This window comes from Candidatus Omnitrophota bacterium (genome assembly GCA_028707125.1).
Taxonomy (GTDB): Bacteria; Omnitrophota; Gorgyraeia; order Gygaellales; family JAQTUX01; genus JAQTUX01.
On sequence record JAQTUX010000001.1, the window covers coordinates 964,163 to 981,734 of the forward strand.

The following is a 17,572-nucleotide window of genomic DNA, read 5'->3' on the forward strand; positions in this document are numbered from 1 at the left end:
ATGGATTGTTTCGTCCCCCGCGGGTTCTCGCAATGACATTTTTATAAGATGATAAAATCAAAATATCTAAAATTAGGGGAAATCCTGATCAGCCAGGGGCTGATCACTCAGGACCAGCTTGATCAGGCAATGCTTATACAAAAACGGGAAGGCGGCCGCATAGGAGAAGTTCTGATCAAGACAGGCATTGTTAAAGAGGATAGTATGGTCGCGGCTTTGGCAAAGCAGTTAAATATGCCATATATCACCTTCGCGTCCGGTTCCCTCAAACCCAAAGACGGCCAGGGCCTTGAAACGCTTATATCCAAGGACTTTGCCTTGAGAAATACTGTTTTGCCTCTTTCAAAGGATGCTGATTCGCTTACCTGCGCGGTTTTTGACCCCCTTGATCTGATGCTTATTGATAACCTGCGCAAGATCACCGGATGCGAAATAAATACGGTAGTTGCCTCAAAGACCGACATATCAAAGGCCATAGAAGAGTTCTACGGCAGGGCAGACCTTTTAAAGGAAGCTGTGCAGAAGTCGTACGGCGTCATGACTGATTTTACCGCCGAGGCAGTTGGCGACGAAGAGTCGCTGAGCATGGATAAGATCATCGCCAAGGCGGAAGAGGCGCCGGTGGTAAAGCTGGTTGACCTGATAATCAGGCAGGCGATAGATGAGCGCGCTTCAGACATACATATAGAGCCGTTCAGGGACAAGGTTTCTTTACGATACAGGGTTGACGGGAAGTTGTATGAGATACCGCCGCCGGCAAAACAGATGCACCTGCCGATCATCTCAAGAATAAAGATACTGGCAAAACTTGATATAGCTGAAAAGCGCCTGCCGCAGGACGGGACGTTTATGGTCAGATTGGAAGACAGGAACATAGACCTGAGGATCTCAACCATACCTACCATATACGGAGAAAAGGTGGTTCTGAGGATACTGGATAGAAGCAGGATCGTGCTTGATCTGAATAAGATGGGTTTTGACCAGAATCAACTGCAGTTTATGCGCAAGGCAATAAATTCGCCTTATGGCCTGGTTTTTTTAACCGGCCCTACCGGAAGCGGAAAGTCAACTACGCTATACGCTGTGCTCCAGGAGATCAAGGCGCCTACCAAGAATATAATGACCGTAGAGGATCCTGTGGAATATAGATTAGACGGCGTAAACCAGATACAGGTAAAGCCGGAAATAGGGCTGACTTTTGCTTCGGCTCTTAGAAGTTTTTTAAGGCAGGACCCCGACATTATGCTGGTAGGCGAGGTCAGGGACCTTGAGACAGCCGAGATCTGCGTGCGCTCCGCGCTCACAGGCCACCTGGTTTTAAGCACGCTGCATACCAACGACGCGCCTTCCGCGATAGGTCGGCTTATGGATATCGGCATAGAGCCGTATCTGCTCACGCCGTCCCTTTTGGTCGTGATAGCCCAGCGGCTTATACGGACATTATGCCCTGGTTGTAAGGAGGCGTATGAGCCGTCGGAAAAGGAATTGGGCGGCATAAAGCTTAACAGCGGATTGATCTATAAGGCAAAGGGCTGTTCCGAATGCGGCCAGATGGGGTATAAAGGCAGGACGTTAATAGCTGAAGTAATGCCTATAACCGACGCGATAAAAGAGCTTGTCTCACAGGGCGCCACTTTTCAGAAGATAAGAGAAGTAGCGAGATCTGAGGGGATGCAGACCCTTTATGAATCCGGTTTGCGTAAGGTGGAACAGGGCATAACCAGCTTGGAAGAGGTATTAAGCGTGACTTTGGGGATATAGGGTATGGCGCAATTTAATTATGAGGCAAGGGATAAGAGCGGCAATAAGGTAAAGGGCCGGCAAGAGGCGTCTAACAAAGATGACCTTGTGGCAATGCTTCAGGCAAAGGGTTATGTTGTCTCCAGTATAGCGGAAGAGGCGCAAGGCGCTCCGTCTGCCGGCGCGGGGTTATCAAAAATACCCGCCAGATCCAAAGGCCGCAAGCATAGCCGCATTAACAGCGCCGATCTCGTGCTTTTTGCCAGGCAGCTGGCAACACTGCTTAACGCCGGCGTGAGCATATTAAAGAGTTTAGAGATAATCACTAGACAGACCGAAAGCAGAGGGCTTGAGGCGGTAGTGGCGCGCGTAATATCCGATATGGAAGGCGGCTTAAGCCTGCATGAGTCGTTGGGGAAGCACAAAAGGGTCTTTTCCGAGCTTTGGGTAAATCTGATCGAAACAGGCGAGGCAAGCGGGAATTTAGGGGCCGTTCTTGAGCGGCTTGCCGGCTATCTTGAGCAAAAGGCGTCCTTGAAGTCAAAGATAATCTCCGCGATGATCTATCCGGCGATCCTGTTCGTTACTGCTTGTGGAGCTATCGCCATATTTATGCTGAAGATCATACCCACGTTCGCCGAGATATTTTCCGGTTTTAATATGGAGTTGCCCGCCTTGACTAAGATGTTGATGGATATGACCGAACTTATGAAAAAGGGGCTATTCCCCGCTGCGATCGTTGCCTTCGCGCTTCTCTTTATTCTCAGGCAGTATATAAACACTCCGGTTGGCAGAAGAAAGTTTGATATATTCATGCTCAGGGTCCCCATTGTGGGCAATGTGGTAAAGATAATCGCGCTTGAGAGATTTGCCTCTACCATGTCAACGCTGGTGCAAAGCGGCGTGCCCATATTATACTCTTTGGAAATTACCGAAAGGAGTATCGGCAACAAGGTCCTTGAAGAGACGCTGAGGGTGGTAAAAGAGAGCGTCAGGGGCGGTAAAAGCTTGAGCGGCCCGCTTGAGGCAAGCGGCCTGTTTCCTCCGATGGTTGTGCAAATGGTGGCGGTAGGCGAGGAGATCGGCGAACTGCCACAGATGTTCAAAAGGATATCCGATTACTACGCCGAGGTCATAGAAACGCTGATAACCCGGCTCACCGCGGCATTTGAGCCGATCATGCTGATATTTATGGCTTTTATCATCGGGACCATGGTAGTGGCGATGTTTTTGCCCATATTCCAGATAACCAAGATCGCGGGGTAGTTAAAACTTGTTGACAAATCCGATACCGCTATATTATTATAATACAATGGACGAAATGAACGAAAGGAGGGAAGCCGGCTAAACGACCTTATTTAACGACGTAATTAAATGGCTAAAGTAAAAAAGGAGATTAAAATGAAAAGGACGAAAGGTTTTACCTTGCTTGAGTTAATGATAGTGGTCATTATCGTAGGCATATTGGCTACTTTGGGGGTTTCACAATACGCCAGGGCCACAGAGAGAGCCCGTGGAGCCGAGGCAAGACAGGTATTAAGTACGGTGAGATCACTGGCAGTGGCGTATAGTATGGATCATGAAGCTTATACTGGTTTTGATAACACAATAGCTGGTATAGGGACGGGGGTTGATCAGATACCCTCTGCCTGCAGGCCAAGCCACTATTTTTATTACAACGTATTAGGGGCCAGCGCTACGTCCGTACAAATGAGGGCTATTAGATGTACAGGTGGCCAAGGGAAACCGCCTTCAGGGGCAACGGCAGGGTATCTTCAGCTGTGGATCAATACCGACGGAACTTCTGAATGGACAAGTAATGCGGGTTACTAATCCCGAAAAGAGCGGTTTCATTAAGGCATTCACGCTTTTAGAGATAATGATCGTGGTGGTTATAATAGGGATTTTGGCCACCCTGGGCGTGAATTACAGGCCCATAGTTGAGAGTGCGTTAAACAGGGAGGCAGTCGTCAATCTGAAGCTGATTGCCGCCGGGGAGAGGGTGTATCGGCTCGAGCGGGGCGAATACTATGGTTCTACGCAGACCAGCTTTCTCAATACGAACTTGAGGCTTTATCTGCCTATGGGGCCGAATGTCAAGTGGAGTTATGCCGTAGAAATAACCGGGCCCGGCGCAGCATTTACAGCCAAAGCAACAAGGGTAAACGCTGGTGCTGATGGCCGCGTCTGGGAGTTGACAAGTGCAAATGTAGATAATGGTGAGGAGCCGTCCTGCACAGGTGGTAATTTTTGTGGTTAAGAGAAACGCGGGGTTTACTTTGCTGGAAATCCTTGTTGCCACGGTGATCTTTGCCATGGTAGTTGCCGGTTTAAGCGCTACCTTTGTCTCGGTAAAACGCCAGTTGCTGCATACCAAATCCAACATCCAGGCAGTTGAGAAAATGGGCGGTGAGCTGAATCTGCTTAATGCGCAAGTCAGGCAGGATACGTGGGATGAGGGCGGCAATACTCTCAGGGTTGCCGCATATCCTGCCGTTTCTGTTCCCGCGATAGACGATAATAATATTGGTTACACATATAATTATGAAGTTGATGAGCCGGCCGGACTTAACGGGTTAAGAAGGGCCGTTATGGAAATAACCTGGGATGAACCGACGTCGTAGGGCAGTTACGCTGATAGAGCTTCTTGTGGCAATTGTTATGTTCGGCATGATCAGTATCGGCTTTGCCAGTATTGAGCTGTTCGCGCGGTATCAGGCGGTCTCGTCGGACAGAAGGAGCCAGATATTGAATGAGGCCTCCATCGCGGTTGAGGCGATAGCCCGAAGGGTGCGCCATTCAGAGGGATGGGTTGAGGAACCGCCGTTTATTGTGCATGCCAACAACATGGGTGTGGATATTAGAGAAAACGATAATGATCCTGTTACCATAGGCCAGACAATGTGCAGGTTTACACTTGTCGGCGATGAACTTTATTATCAGGAGACGCTGACCGCCAATAGAAGATTAATAGCAAGAAAGATCATAGAGTTTGCCCTTGAGGCAGTAGATCCAGGCAGTTCTGTCCCCTTAAGACCTTACGCGCTTCGTATCCACGTAAAGACGGTGTATAATCCTAATGCCGCGATAAGTTATCCCGATAATCCCGACGCGGCAATTGATACGGTGGTGGTATGCCCTTCCGCGTCGATGGGGTAGGAGGCATTTTTAAAGGAGGCGCAATGAAAAAAAGATCGCTTTTGGTTATATTGGTGCTTGCGGCAGCCGTTTTCAGCCCCTTTACGGCGTCGGCAGCGGAGGAAAAGCTGGAGATCACCACTTATTATCCTTCGCCTTACGGGGTGTATAAGAACTTGCGGGTCTATGAGGTAGATGATATTACTCATGCTTTAGATGAGGTCGGGGGCAACGTGCCTATATGCTGCGCGCAGGTTCGCGATGTCTCAACTCATAATGTTACCAGAAGCGGCGGGACATGCGATAACCCGATTTTTCCTAAAGCAAATGAATACGCGGACAGGGCTACAGATTGGTTGACATGCGACCGGGATTATAGAGCGGCGTTTGTAACCAATCAGAAGAAAACCTGGATGATAAATGAAGGTGCCATAGGAGGATTGGCTATTGGAAGTTTGGTGAACCCCACCACATTCAGCAATATAGTTCCCTGGGCAGGTGAGGCAATAGGGTTTATGGGGGTATCTGATGTCGTGGGCCTTTATGGTATCGGAGGGCACGGTGTTAAGGGGCATGGTAGAGGCGGTTATGGAGTATGGGCTACGGCTGATGATAATTCCATAGCGGGCATAGGGGTACAGACGCAAGGCAGCACGATGGGTATTCATGTGGTCAGCCAGAATGCAGACGCTATCCAGGCATTCCCGACAGGCACGGGCAGGGGTTTAAGGATTTATGCCATGGGTACCAGTGGTACAGAAGCAGTAAGCGTTCAACATACCGGTACTGGTATAGGTATCGCGCTTACGGCCCATAACAACCTTGGTATTGAGGCGTATAGCCCCAGCGGATATGATTTTCGTTCTATCACGTCTTCAGTTGCGAATGTTCTGTTGAGTAGCCGTAATAATTTCTTTTATATTGAAGGCCCGCCGGCTGGATACAATTGGGCAGGGAACGCACTTTTAGTATATAATCCAGGCACAGGTTACGTTGCCAATTTCAACGGGCCCGGTGGCGTAAGGGTAGTGGGAGTGCCGGGAGTCGCCGCTTTAGAGGTCAATCCGGGCAATCTGTCTGTTGCTGGTGAAGGACAGTTTGGCGGCGGCCTGCGGGACAATAGTAACAGTTTGGGCACCAGCGGCCAGGTCCTGACTTCTACAGGCAGCGGAGTTCAGTGGGGGAGTGCAGGCGTGCAGTGCGTTACACAGAGTTCTGTCGGATCAAATGTGACTGTCGCGTGTCCCTCAGGATATAGTGTAACCGGTGGCGGGCATAGTGGCCTATCACCACTTAATGAGGTGGTTGCTAGTAATCCAAGTGGTAATGGATGGCATTGTACTACCGCACAAGCGAATAGTAGTGTTACTTGCTATGCAGTTTGCTGCCAATAGCAGGCAATAAGTTATCGTAACCTGGTTACAATAGGGATAGGCCTTACGGGTATTATCCCTATTTTGTTTTCCATTGCAAATTTCCCGCCGATATGGTAGATTAACTCAATCCAGGTCCTTCGCGCCCTTTGGGCGCTCAGGACAAAATTTTCCCGCGTTCATAATATAGAAAATTTTGGGGCTGTAGCTCAGTTGGGAGAGCACCTCGTTCGCAACGAGGGGGTCAGGGGTTCAACTCCCCTCAGCTCCATTTTTCCTCGCATTTTCCCATCGGGAAAAATGGTCCTGAACGCCCGAAGGGCGTGAAGGACCTTATAAGCGATGCCTATCTTCGCCATTATCCGGAGGAGACAGCAAAATGCTCAATGAGGAGCAAAAAGAAAAATTACTGCAAATCGCCAGGGGTTCGATCAGCGGTCATTTCAAAGGAAGCAAGAATGACGGGATATCCGTGAACGACCCAAAGTTAAATGAAAAAATGGGCGCGTTTGTCACCTTGCGGATAGGCGGCGAGCTCCGCGGCTGTATCGGCAGGATGGTAGGCGATCAGCCCCTCGCGCGGACGGTGGCTGATATGGCGATTGAGGCGGCGTTTTCCGACCCGCGGTTCGCGCCTTTAACGCGGGAAGAGCTTAAAGCAGTGAAGATCGAGATATCTGTGCTGTCGCCGATGCGTAAAGTTAGCTCTGCCGATGAAATAGAACTGGGCAGGCACGGCGTTATGGTCAGGAAGGGGTTCAGGACAGGGGTATTCCTGCCGCAGGTAGCCGAAGAGACAGGATGGTCAAAAGAAGAGTTTCTCTCAAACCTTTGTTCCCATAAAGCAGGGCTTTCTCCTATTGCCTGGAAAGACGGCTCTGCCGAGCTCCATGTCTTCAGCGCGGAGGTATTTGAGGAAGAATGAGACGGTTTTTCTGCCCGCCAGGGAACATATCCAAAGACAAGATAATCATAAACGATCTCAAAGAGCTGCGCCATATCCTTAAGGTGATGCGCGCGGAAAAAGGCGACAAGATCATTGTTTTTGACGGCCAGGGCAGGGAATACCTTGCTAAGATATCTGATATTAACAAAGATATGATGATCGCGGATAATTTAAAAGAAGAGAAAAGTGCGGCTGAGGCGGTTCATATTACGCTTGCCTGCGCTCTGCCCAAGAAGCAGAAGTTTGAGTTTATTATTGAGAAGGCGACCGAATTGGGGGTTGACAGGATCATTCCGTTGATGACGCAGAGGACAGAAGTGAAGATAGGGGGCAGCCGGCTTCAGGATAAATTAAAGAGATGGCAGACAGTCGCCGTTAACGCGGCCAAACAATGCCATAGGAGCGTTTTGCCCGAGATAACTGAAGTCAGGCAGATGCGCGAGATCTTTTCCGTCGGAAAGTTTAACCTTATTGTCATACCAGTGCTTTTTGGCGGAAGAAATAAACTCAGAGATGTTTTAACCCCGCGTTTTAAAGGCAGCGTGCTTGTCATAATAGGCCCTGAAGGCGATTTTACGCCTGATGAGGCGCATTTTGCGATCGCCAACGGCGCCAAGCCGGTCACGCTGGGGGAAACCGTGCTGAAGGTGGATACGGCGGCGATAGTCAGTTTGGCAATGGTAAGGTGTTTGACTTTATGAAAACCATTAAATTCCATACATTGGGCTGCAAGGTCAACCAGTATGATACGCAGAGCATCAGGGAGCGTTTCGCGGGCAAGGGTTTTCTTGTTTCGGATAACGGAAAGCAGCCGGATATCTTTGTGATCAACACCTGCACAGTTACCCACGCGGCTGACAGGAAATCAAAATGGGCGATAAGGCAGGCAGTAAAGAATAATCCGTCGGCGCTTATTTTAGTGACGGGCTGCCTGGTAAAGAATGACTGGCGCAGCGTAGCCGCGATAGAGGGCGTGGATTGCGTCATAGACAAAGGGTTCTTTCCGTCGGGGATAAGCGATTTCTCCGGCAGGGCAAGGGCGTTTATTAAGGCGCAGGACGGCTGCGACAATAAATGCAGCTTCTGCAAGGTCCGGCTGGCAAGGGGGCGTTCGGTAAGCAGGCCAAAGGAAGAGGTCATTAAAGAGGCAAGGGGACTTGCCGCGGCGGGTTTCAAAGAGATCGTGCTTACCGGCATATGCCTGGGCGCTTACGGCAGGGACAGAGGGATCAAGGCCGGCCTGGTCCAGTTAATAGATGAGCTTGAGAAAATCCGAGGGCTGCGCAGGATACGCTTAAGCTCTATTGAGGCAGGCGATGTGACGGACGGCCTGATCGATAGAATAGCCGGTTCAAAGATCCTGTGCCCTCATTTACATATACCTTTTCAAAGCGGCGATGATCATATCTTGAAAAGAATGAACAAGACGCTTATCCGCGATGATCACATCAGGACGGTACGCGGATTGAAAGAAAAAATAGCGGACTTTGCCTTAAGCATGGATATCATGGTTGGTTTTCCGGGAGAGGAAGAAGCCAATTTCAAAAATACCGTGGATTTCATAAAAGAGACAGAGCCGCTTAAGGTGCATATATTTCCCTACAGCAAGAGGGAAGGGACTGAGGCGGCCGGTTTCAAGGGCGAGGTGCCGCCTCACATATTGAGGCAGCGCCTTGATCATTTGGATAATTTATGCAAAGAGGTCTCACTGGATTTCAGGAAGAGATTTATCGGCAGGAGGCTGGAGGTGTTAATTGAGTCTAAGCCGGCCGGCGAGCCGTCAATGTATGAAGGCCACACTGCCAATTATATAAAGGTAAGAATGAAGTCCGGCCGTTCTTTACTCAATAAAGCCGTTACCGCAGAATTGGCAGAGATTTATGATAATTTTGCCGCAGGGTTGACAGTTTAGCTTTTATATGGTATACTTAACCAAATGAAGGTCGCGCTGTCTAATTTAAACTGGGTTGATATCTTTTGCCTAATCCTTTTAATAAGAATACTTTACGTTGCTGTAAAACAAGGTATAGTTATTGAGATATTTAAACTTCTAGGGTCTTTTTCATCCGTATTCTTTGCCTCTCATTATTACAGCGCGCTTTCAACAGCAATACCTTCCGGTATTAAGTGCCCGCGGGTAGTTGCCGATATGCTTTCTTTTATAGCGCTCATTATAGCCGGTTACCTTCTGATATTTCTTTTAAGGATCGCCTTCTTCCGTTTTTTTAAAATAGAGGCCGCTCAGACGATCGATAAGTGGGCGGCATTGTTGATCGGCGCCATAAGGGGTACCCTTGTTATAAGTATTACGCTTTTATTCTTTCTGTTGACGTCCGCGCAATATCTATCTGCCAGTATCAAGAGTTCGTTCCTGGCGGTAAAAGCGGTCAATATCGCGCCGCGGGCTTACGCGGGGATGTGGGAGAATATTATGTCAAAATTTATCATTAATGATGAGATCAACAGCGGCATATTTGAGGTCGCGCAAAGGGGGAGCGAATGAAATTAGGGCGGCTTTATGAAATGGCGGTAGAATGCGGCATAGAGGCGGATCCACGCGGGGAAAAGAGCGTCAAGGAGGAGCTCGCGAAGAGAAAGGCCGACTATGATTCGCTTTCCGCCGAAGAAAAGAAAGAATTTGACATAGAATCATTGAAGAACCCCTATTCTGATACGCGAATACTTAACGGCGATCCCGGCACCGAAGTAAAGACATTGTTGGCGGGTATTGACATGGAAACCCCTGAATTGCTCCTCTGCCGGGCATTGTCTGAAAAAGAGCGAATAGACCTGGTAATATCGCATCATCCCGAAGGCAAGGCATTGTCCGCCCTTTACGGGGTCATGCATATACAGTCGGATATACTGGCTAATTTAGGCGTGCCGGTAAGCGTGGCTGAGTCTCTTCTGGGCGAAAGGATTAAAGAGGTAGAGAGGAGGCTTATGCCGGTCAACCATACCAGATGCGTGGACGCGGCGCGGCTGCTTGGTATTCCTTTTATGTGTATGCATACAGTGGCGGATAATCATGTTGCCAGTTATCTTCAGGGCCTGTTGGACAAAAATAAACCCCGGTATCTGGGAGATGTATTAAAGGTGCTAAAGGAGATACCCGAATACAAAGAAGCGATAAAGGAAGGCGTTGGTTTCCCCAAGATAATCCTGGGAGGCCCGGAGAAAAGAGCGGGAAAGATATTCGTGGATATGACAGGCGGCACAGAGGGCTCAAAGTCCATATTCAAGAACATTTCTGAGGCAGGGATAGATACCTTGATCTGCATGCACCTGAGCGAAGAGCACTTTAAGAAAGCCAGAGAAGCGCGCGTTAACGTTATAATAGCGGGCCACATCACTTCCGATACGCTGGGCTTAAATCTTTTATTTGATAAGATGGAAAAGAAAGAGAAGCTTAAGGTTATCCCCTGTTCAGGTTTCAGGCGCATACCACGCAAGTAATATTTTTTTCACCTCAATTGAAAGCGTTTTCATACTTAGATAACCAGTCAAAGGAGCTATGGCCGGTATCCCGCAGAATATTCTTGACGATATAATCAATAAGGTTGATATCGTTGAGGTCATTTCCAGCTACATTCCGCTGAAGAAGGCGGGAAGGAATTTCAGGGCGGTCTGCCCTTTTCATCATGAGAAAACGCCTTCTTTTATGGTGAGTTCCGACAAGCAGATCTACCACTGTTTCGGCTGCGGCGCCGGCGGCAACGTATTTAATTTTCTTATGCGCTACGAGCGCCTGGAATTTCCCGAGGCAGTGGAGGCGATGGCAAGGAAGGCGGGAGTGGCCCTGCCGAAGTTTCACAGCGCTGAGACCCGGAAGATCGAATCGCTGAGCAGCCAGCTGCACAATATAAACGCGCTTGCCGCGGAATTTTATCATAAAAATATTTTTTCCGATGCGGGCGGCAGCGCGCGGGCATATCTTCATAAGCGCGGTATTACGGATGAAAATATAAAGCAGTTCAATCTTGGGTTTGCTCCGGATAAATGGGACGGGCTTATTAATTTCTTAAGGGCCGGGGGCATAAGCGTTTCCCTGATCGAGAAGGCAGGCCTCGCGGTAAGCAAATCAGATAAGATGGGGTTCTATGACAGGTTCAGGAACAGGATAATCTTTCCCATATACGAGATCAGGGGCAGGGTGATCGGTTTTGGCGCGCGTACCATGGACAAAGAAGTAACGCCTAAGTATATCAATTCTCCCGAGACGCAAGTGTATATCAAGGGAAAGCACCTGTTCGGCCTGAATCTGAGCAAAGAGCCCATAGGCACAGCGGATTATGTCGCTATAGTAGAGGGCTATCTTGATTTTATTACGCCCTATATCAACGGTTTTACCAGTATAGCCGCTTCTTTAGGCACGGCGCTTACTACCGACCAGATACGGCTTATTAAACGTTATACCCATAATGTAGTAATGGTTTACGACGCGGATAAGGCGGGAGAGCTGGCCGCGCTGCGGAGTTTGGACCTGTTAATAGAAGAAGACCTGAATGTCAAGGTCGTGTCTTTGGGTGATGAGCTTGACCCGGATTCCTTCATACGAAAGAACGGCATAAGCGCCTTCCGTAAGAAAATAGATACGGCCCAGACGCTGTTTGATTATAAGCTCGGGTTATTATACAGGCGATACAACAGGGAAACTATCGAAGACAGGGCAAAGATAGCGAAGGAGATGCTCTTTACCATTAACAAGATCAAGAATGAGATAGTTAAGTCCGAGTATGTTAAGCGGCTGGCGTCGGAATTAAGGGTAAAGGAAGAGTCGCTGCGGCTTGAACTTAAGAACGCGAAGGATAAGAACGCGGGATTCAGGGGCTTTGAGCTTAACAGCCAGAAGTTCAAGGCGGCTGCCGGCCAGCTGGAGAAGATGCTTGTCGGGTTGGCAATGGAGGACAAGGAGTCATTGAATAAGCTTAGAGATAACCTCAAGCCATCGGATTTCAAGGACGGGCGGCTTAACGAGCTCGTAGGCATTATGTTTGAACTCGGCTCGCAGGGGATAGAGGATGTCTGCGCTTCGGCCCTGATAAACCGCTGCGGCGATAGTTCCGCGGCAGAGCTGGTTTCCGAATTGTGCGCTTGTGTTCTGGACGTGCATTCAGATGATAAGGAAAGGGTGTTGAATGACTGCATAGAGCGCCTCAAATCAGAGAGACTAAAGGCGCGCCGCGTGGCTATTCAGGAAGAATTGAAGGCCGCGGAAGGGCGCAGCGATGAAACAAAGATCAGCCAATTGATGGAAGAATTCAGGGGCTTAACCCTTCGACAGCGCTCAGGGTTAACAAAATCAGGCGGGATAAAATGAAAACTCAGAACGGTAAAAAGGGCGTAAACAGGATAATAAGCTTAGGCAGGCAAAAAGGTTTCCTCACTTACGATGAAGTGAACGACTTGCTTCCGGACGACATCACTTCTTCCGATGAGATCGATAAACTTTTTGACCTGCTGGGCAATGAAGATATCCAGATAGTGGAAAGCAAAGAAAATCTGTCTCAAGAGAAGGATAAGGATACGGCTAGAGAAGAGGAAGTGCCTTTTGAAGAGCACCTTAAGGTGGATGACAGGTTTCTTCCATTGGACGACCCGGTCAAGATGTATCTGAAGCAGATGGGTTCCATAAACCTGCTTTCCCGGGAAGACGAGATAGCGTTAGCCAAGAAGATAGAGGCGGCAGAGACCGAATTCCGCAATGTGGTCTTCTCCACAAGGTTCGCGCGCACACAGATGCTCAAATTCATACAGCAGATCATCGATGAAGAGGTCAATATAGAGGAGATCTTCAAGGAGGAAATAAATTCCAAGAAGGACAAGGTGTTCAGGCAGATGTCCGATATAGCCAGAAAGATCAGGGCGACATCCAGTATGCCCAGGACTCAGGAGCTGTTTTCCCGCCTGAATTTTGTCACCTCTCCCATAGAGGGCATGGTTTCCGATTTCGCGGCCCTGATCAGAGAATATGACGCGCTGCAAAGGCGCAAGGCAGCCGCCAGGCAGTCCGGTAAAAGGCGGGCCATTACAGAGATCAGGGAAAGAGAATCCAGGATAATCAGGGCGTTGGGCGTATCGCGCTATGAAGACGCCAGGGAGCAGCTTAAGGCCATACGCGCTAAACAGATAAGGTTTAACCGCGCAAAGAAGAAACTGGTTGAGGCAAACCTGCGGCTGGTAGTAAGCATAGCGAAGAAATATACTAACAGGGGGCTCTCCTTTTTGGACCTGATCCAGGAAGGGAATATGGGCCTGATGCGGGCAGTGGAGAAATTTGAATACAAGCGCGGATATAAATTCTCCACTTATGCCACCTGGTGGATACGCCAGGCAATAACCCGTTCCATAGCCGACCAGGCGCGCACCATAAGAATACCCGTGCATATGACGGAGACGATAAATAAGATCATACGCATAACGCGGCTTTTCGTGCAGGAGAACGGCAGGGAGCCGCTGCCGGGAGAAATAGCCAGGGAAATGCGCATGCCTCAGGATAAGGTCAAGGCAATACTGAAGATCGCTCAGGAGCCGATATCGCTGCAGATGCCCATAGGAGACGAGGGGGATACGCATTTTGGGGATTTTATTGAAGATAAGAGGGCGGTTTCTCCCGCGAACGCTACCGTGCGTTCCATGCTGAAGGATGAGATGAACAGCGCGCTGGATACCCTAAGCGACCGCGAAAGAAAGATATTGACCTTGAGGTTCGGCATGACCGACGATTCTCCCCGCACGCTTGAGGAGGTGGGCAATATATTTGACGTCACCAGAGAGCGGGTGCGTCAGATAGAGGCAAAGGCATTAAGGAAACTCAGGCACCCCACCCGCTCGCGCCGGCTGCGTTCTTTTCTGGATATGACTTTGGCGCATGAAAGGGATTAAGCGCGTAGAGTTGGCTTTAAGCCCGCTGAGGCCTCCCTTTGAGTTCCCTCAGCGGGTTTTTTGTCGGTCAATTTTAGTATTGCAAATTCGCGTTCGTGGTTGTATAATATTTCATCTATCTATACGCTTTTGAGGGGGTTGCAAAATATATCGGGCCCATAGCTCAGTTGGTTAGAGCAGCTGACTCATAATCAGCGGGTCAGAGGTTCAAGTCCTCTTGGGCCCACGAAGTTCGCCGAAGGCGAACGAGTCCCGAGCAGCAGTTGTTAGTGTTGAGGCTGCGAGGGAGTCCCTCGTTGCCTGCGGAATAGGAAGGCAACTCGGGATCAAATTTTTACTTCGTAAAAATTTGTCGGGCGATTGGCTCAGCTGGTTAGAGCGTTGCGTTCACATCGCAAAGGTCACAGGTTCGAATCCTGTATCGCCCACCACTACGCTTTAGTTTAGATAGTTGGCGTAGTGTTGTCCCGAGCAGCAGTCGTTAGATTTTAGACTGCGAGGGACCACGATTGAGATGCAGACAACCGAAAGAGGATATGCCTGAAGTAAGCATACGCGAGCAAATAAAAAAACTCTTAGAACTTCAGAATGTTGATTCTGAGATCTATAGATTGAACCGCGAGAAAGAGGATAAGCCGGCTTTGCTTAAGCAAATGGAGGCGGCCTTTGAGGAAAAGAAGGCGCTCCTGCAGAGGCTTGAAGATGAACGCAAGGCCCTGCTTCTTAAGCGCAAAGAAAAAGAAGGCCAGCTTGCCCAGAAAGAAGAACAGGCAAAGAAGCTGGAAGGGCAGTTGTTCCAGATAAAGACGAATAAGGAATATACAGCGATGCGGAAGGAGATAGCCGGCATCAAGGCGGACAATTCTTTGATAGAAGACGAGATAATCTCCCTGTTTGAACAGGCAGACAATAAGGATAAGGAAATAGACGCGGAAAAAAAGCGCCTGCAAGAGGAAGAGGCAAGATTCAACAGCGAGAAGAAGGCGGTTGATGAACGCGTTAAAGAAATAGACGCCCTGATCAATACGCTTAAGGAAAAAAGAGGGCAGATGGCGCCCTTGATAGAAAAGAGCGTGCTCGCGCAGTACGAACGCATTTTAAAGAACAGAGACGGTTCTGCCATAGTCGCGGTTAAAGATAACTGCTGCGGGGGCTGCTTCATAAACCTTCGGCCTCAGGTAATAAACGAGATCAAGATGAATGAGCGGCTTGTGTTCTGCGGCAGCTGCTCGCGTATTTTATGCATAGATAATGAGTAATGACGAGGTCTTTGACATATATATAGACGGCGCCTCAAAGAATAACCCCGGGCCGGCGGGTATAGGCGTGATCATCTGCCGCGGGGAAGAAGTAGTCAAGAATGTGTCGCGCTTTCTTGGCGAGGCGACAAATAATATAGCCGAATACAGCGCGCTTATTTGCGCCCTGGAAGAAGCGGTTTCTTTGGGCATCAAGCGGGTAAGGGTCAATACCGACAGCCAGCTTGTTTACAGGCAGATCAAGCGGGAATACAGGGTAAAAGACCTCAATATCAAAGTGATGTTTGAGAAGGCGCTTATGCTGCTTTGCCGTTTTGATCATTTTGATATAAGGCATATACCGCGCGCTGAGAACGAGGGCGCGGATCGGCTGGCAAACATAGCAGTTAAGAAAGCGATAGAAAAGAAATAATGCAGGTTGGATAGCCGCCCCCGTACCAACTGGCGCGGGGGAGGAAAGTCCGGGCTCCGGAAGGTTTTGCGTACCCCGATAATTTCGGGGCTATCCTCCTACGCCCATCGATGAGTAAATCATGGTAGGGCTTCGGAGCGATAAGGATCAGAGCCACAGAGACGAGTAGCGGCTGAAGATGCGATTATCAAGATCCTTCGCCCCGCTTTGCGGGGCTCAGGATCACATCGCAGCCTTCGGTTGCGATGTGAAACGCGGCAATCTCTACGCGGAGCAAGGCCAGAAAGGAGACGATGAGCCACGAAACCTGGCTCGCTTGCACCGAGTGTCACCCGCAAGGGAATATGATACGAGGTGCTATCAGTCTTGGGTAGGCCGCAGGACGCCCTCAGCAATGAAGGCGCTTAGATGAATGGCTATCATAACAGAACCCGGCTTATTAACTTGCATTATTTCATTATCTATAGGGGGATGTAAAGATGAAAAGGGATTTAAGGGTTGCTTTCGCGGCAGGCGCGCTGTTCCTGATCCTCGGCGGAAGGTCTTTTGCCGTATCGTTTGATCTGACAGATGAGCAGTTGTCTGAAGCAGTGGAATATGGCCGGCAGGGAGGCAATAATTTATCCCTGGGATCTGAATGGACGGTCACTAAGCCCGGATTAAAGGGCTGGGTTGAGGTGAAGACGCCTTTTAAGGCGGCGGCTGAATTTGTCAGGAATAATCCTTCAAGGAAGCGGTTCGCGAACAGCGAGCTAAGAGAAGTGATCGAACCGCTTAAAGGCAACCTTATCTTTACTTACTATCATTACAAACTGGACGATGAGTTTACTCAAAGGCCTTCGCCTACGGGCGAGTATTACGCCTTTTTAATGGCAGGGGAAAAGTACGTTTATCCCTTACGTTACACAACCGGTACCCGGTTTAAGGAGATAAGCCTGGATTTTGTTTTTCCCGCTGAAGATATTGAAGAGGGCTCGCAGATAAAGTTCGTTTTCAGGGAACCGTCGGGTTTCCAGCGGGATTTCGTTTTTGATTTAGATAAAATACGATAAGGGAGGGTATTTATGTCAGGTCATTCAAAGTGGAAGACAAATAAGTCAAGAAAAACAGCGGCAGACGCGAAAAAAGGCGCTGTCTATACAAAGTTGATCAAGGAAATAACTGCCATAGCCAGGGATGGCGGCGGCGATCCGGATACTAACGCGCGCCTCAGGGCGGTTATGCAGAAGGCAAAAGAAGCGAACATGCCCTCTGATAACGTCAAGACCGCGATCAAGCGCGGCACCGGCGAATTACCGGGCGTTTCTTACGAAGAGGTTGTATATGAGGGCTACGGACCGGCCGGCGTCGCTATAATGGTCGAGACCCTCACAGACAACAAAAACCGCACCTCTGCTGAGGTGAGGAATATATTCTCCAAAAAAGGCGGAAACCTCGCGGGCGCGGGTTCCGTAAGCTGGATATTCAACACAAAGGGCTTCATCGTGATAGACACATCAAAGGTGAAGGAGGAACAGCTTCTTGACATAGTGCTTGAGGCAGGCGCTGAGGATATGAAGGTTGAGGGAGACACCTATGAAGTCATCACGCAGCCAAAGGACCTGGAAAATGTCAAGGGCGCCCTTTCCAAGCATAATATCGAGTGGCAATCGGCGGAGATAATGAAAATACCCTCTTCAAGCGTAAAGGTCGCTTCCGAGCAGAACGCGAAGAGCCTCCTTGCTTTAATAGACGCCCTGGAGGAACAAGAGGATGTCCAGAACGTATATTCCAATTTTGATATACCGGATGAACTGCTGGTTAACACAGAATAGCTGAT

18 protein-coding genes, 3 tRNA genes and 1 other RNA gene are annotated in these 17,572 nt (G+C 49.2%); all 22 read left to right on the top strand.

Going from position 1 to position 17,572, the window contains the following annotated elements:
• The first annotated feature begins 48 nt into the window (after positions 1 to 48).
• The 22 genes from PHR44_04800 to PHR44_04905 all read left to right on the top strand — a co-directional run bounded on the left by PHR44_04800 (position 49) and on the right by PHR44_04905 (position 17,567).
• Complete coding sequence (locus PHR44_04800; GenBank protein MDD4909983.1) at positions 49 to 1,761, top strand: ATPase, T2SS/T4P/T4SS family; 1,713 nt, start codon at positions 49 to 51, stop codon at positions 1,759 to 1,761.
• 3 nt (positions 1,762 to 1,764) lie between these two features.
• Positions 1,765 to 3,006: a type II secretion system F family protein gene (locus PHR44_04805; protein ID MDD4909984.1), complete on the top strand. Its 1,242-nt coding sequence runs from the start codon at positions 1,765 to 1,767 to the stop codon at positions 3,004 to 3,006.
• 108 nt (positions 3,007 to 3,114) lie between these two features.
• Positions 3,115 to 3,573, top strand: a complete 459-nt coding sequence (locus PHR44_04810; protein MDD4909985.1) for a type II secretion system protein — start codon at positions 3,115 to 3,117, stop codon at positions 3,571 to 3,573.
• Positions 3,560 to 4,000 carry a prepilin-type N-terminal cleavage/methylation domain-containing protein gene (locus PHR44_04815; protein ID MDD4909986.1) on the top strand — a complete coding sequence of 147 codons (441 nt, stop codon included), beginning with the start codon at positions 3,560 to 3,562 and terminating at the stop codon, positions 3,998 to 4,000. Before PHR44_04810 ends, PHR44_04815 begins: the two co-directional genes overlap by 14 nt.
• Complete coding sequence (locus PHR44_04820) at positions 3,993 to 4,364, top strand: prepilin-type N-terminal cleavage/methylation domain-containing protein (protein MDD4909987.1); 372 nt, start codon at positions 3,993 to 3,995, stop codon at positions 4,362 to 4,364. The genes PHR44_04815 and PHR44_04820 overlap by 8 nt, the downstream gene beginning before the upstream one ends.
• Positions 4,348 to 4,899: a type II secretion system protein gene (locus tag PHR44_04825; protein MDD4909988.1), complete on the top strand. Its 552-nt coding sequence runs from the start codon at positions 4,348 to 4,350 to the stop codon at positions 4,897 to 4,899. The genes PHR44_04820 and PHR44_04825 overlap by 17 nt, the downstream gene beginning before the upstream one ends.
• A 23-nt stretch (positions 4,900 to 4,922) precedes the next feature.
• The gene (locus tag PHR44_04830) at positions 4,923 to 6,272 is read left to right on the top strand and encodes a hypothetical protein (protein MDD4909989.1); all 1,350 of its coding nucleotides are present in this window, start codon (positions 4,923 to 4,925) and stop codon (positions 6,270 to 6,272) included.
• A 177-nt stretch (positions 6,273 to 6,449) separates the two neighbouring features.
• Positions 6,450 to 6,522: transfer RNA gene (locus PHR44_04835), tRNA-Ala, on the top strand.
• A 108-nt stretch (positions 6,523 to 6,630) separates the two neighbouring features.
• The gene (gene amrA / locus PHR44_04840) at positions 6,631 to 7,176 is read left to right on the top strand and encodes an AmmeMemoRadiSam system protein A (GenBank protein MDD4909990.1); all 546 of its coding nucleotides are present in this window, start codon (positions 6,631 to 6,633) and stop codon (positions 7,174 to 7,176) included.
• Entirely contained in the window at positions 7,173 to 7,898 is a 726-nt protein-coding gene (locus PHR44_04845; GenBank protein MDD4909991.1) for an RsmE family RNA methyltransferase, read from the top strand. Before amrA ends, PHR44_04845 begins: the two co-directional genes overlap by 4 nt.
• A complete protein-coding gene (locus PHR44_04850; GenBank protein MDD4909992.1) occupies positions 7,895 to 9,109 on the top strand; it encodes a MiaB/RimO family radical SAM methylthiotransferase in 1,215 nt (404 codons plus the stop codon). The genes PHR44_04845 and PHR44_04850 overlap by 4 nt, the downstream gene beginning before the upstream one ends.
• Positions 9,110 to 9,133: 24 nt before the next feature.
• Entirely contained in the window at positions 9,134 to 9,700 is a 567-nt protein-coding gene (locus tag PHR44_04855; GenBank protein ID MDD4909993.1) for a CvpA family protein, read from the top strand.
• Positions 9,697 to 10,653, top strand: coding sequence for a Nif3-like dinuclear metal center hexameric protein (locus PHR44_04860; GenBank protein MDD4909994.1), 957 nt, complete (start codon positions 9,697 to 9,699; stop codon positions 10,651 to 10,653). Before PHR44_04855 ends, PHR44_04860 begins: the two co-directional genes overlap by 4 nt.
• Positions 10,654 to 10,711: 58 nt before the next feature.
• Positions 10,712 to 12,517: a DNA primase gene (dnaG, locus tag PHR44_04865; GenBank protein MDD4909995.1), complete on the top strand. Its 1,806-nt coding sequence runs from the start codon at positions 10,712 to 10,714 to the stop codon at positions 12,515 to 12,517.
• Complete coding sequence (gene rpoD, locus PHR44_04870; protein MDD4909996.1) at positions 12,514 to 14,082, top strand: RNA polymerase sigma factor RpoD; 1,569 nt, start codon at positions 12,514 to 12,516, stop codon at positions 14,080 to 14,082. Before dnaG ends, rpoD begins: the two co-directional genes overlap by 4 nt.
• A 152-nt stretch (positions 14,083 to 14,234) precedes the next feature.
• Positions 14,235 to 14,308: transfer RNA gene (locus PHR44_04875), tRNA-Ile, on the top strand.
• Positions 14,309 to 14,436: 128 nt separating this feature from the next.
• A tRNA-Val gene (locus PHR44_04880) sits at positions 14,437 to 14,513 on the top strand.
• A gap of 105 nt (positions 14,514 to 14,618) precedes the next feature.
• On the top strand, positions 14,619 to 15,341 hold the full coding sequence (locus PHR44_04885) for a C4-type zinc ribbon domain-containing protein (GenBank protein MDD4909997.1): 723 nt from the start codon (positions 14,619 to 14,621) through the stop codon (positions 15,339 to 15,341).
• Positions 15,334 to 15,753: a ribonuclease HI family protein gene (locus PHR44_04890; protein MDD4909998.1), complete on the top strand. Its 420-nt coding sequence runs from the start codon at positions 15,334 to 15,336 to the stop codon at positions 15,751 to 15,753. Before PHR44_04885 ends, PHR44_04890 begins: the two co-directional genes overlap by 8 nt.
• An RNA gene (rnpB, locus tag PHR44_04895) (RNase P RNA component class A) lies at positions 15,752 to 16,208 on the top strand. The genes PHR44_04890 and rnpB overlap by 2 nt, the downstream gene beginning before the upstream one ends.
• Before the next feature lie 24 nt (positions 16,209 to 16,232).
• Positions 16,233 to 16,805, top strand: a complete 573-nt coding sequence (locus PHR44_04900) for a hypothetical protein (protein ID MDD4909999.1) — start codon at positions 16,233 to 16,235, stop codon at positions 16,803 to 16,805.
• Positions 16,806 to 16,817: 12 nt separating this feature from the next.
• A complete protein-coding gene (locus PHR44_04905) occupies positions 16,818 to 17,567 on the top strand; it encodes a YebC/PmpR family DNA-binding transcriptional regulator (GenBank protein MDD4910000.1) in 750 nt (249 codons plus the stop codon).
• Positions 17,568 to 17,572 lie beyond the last annotated feature (5 nt).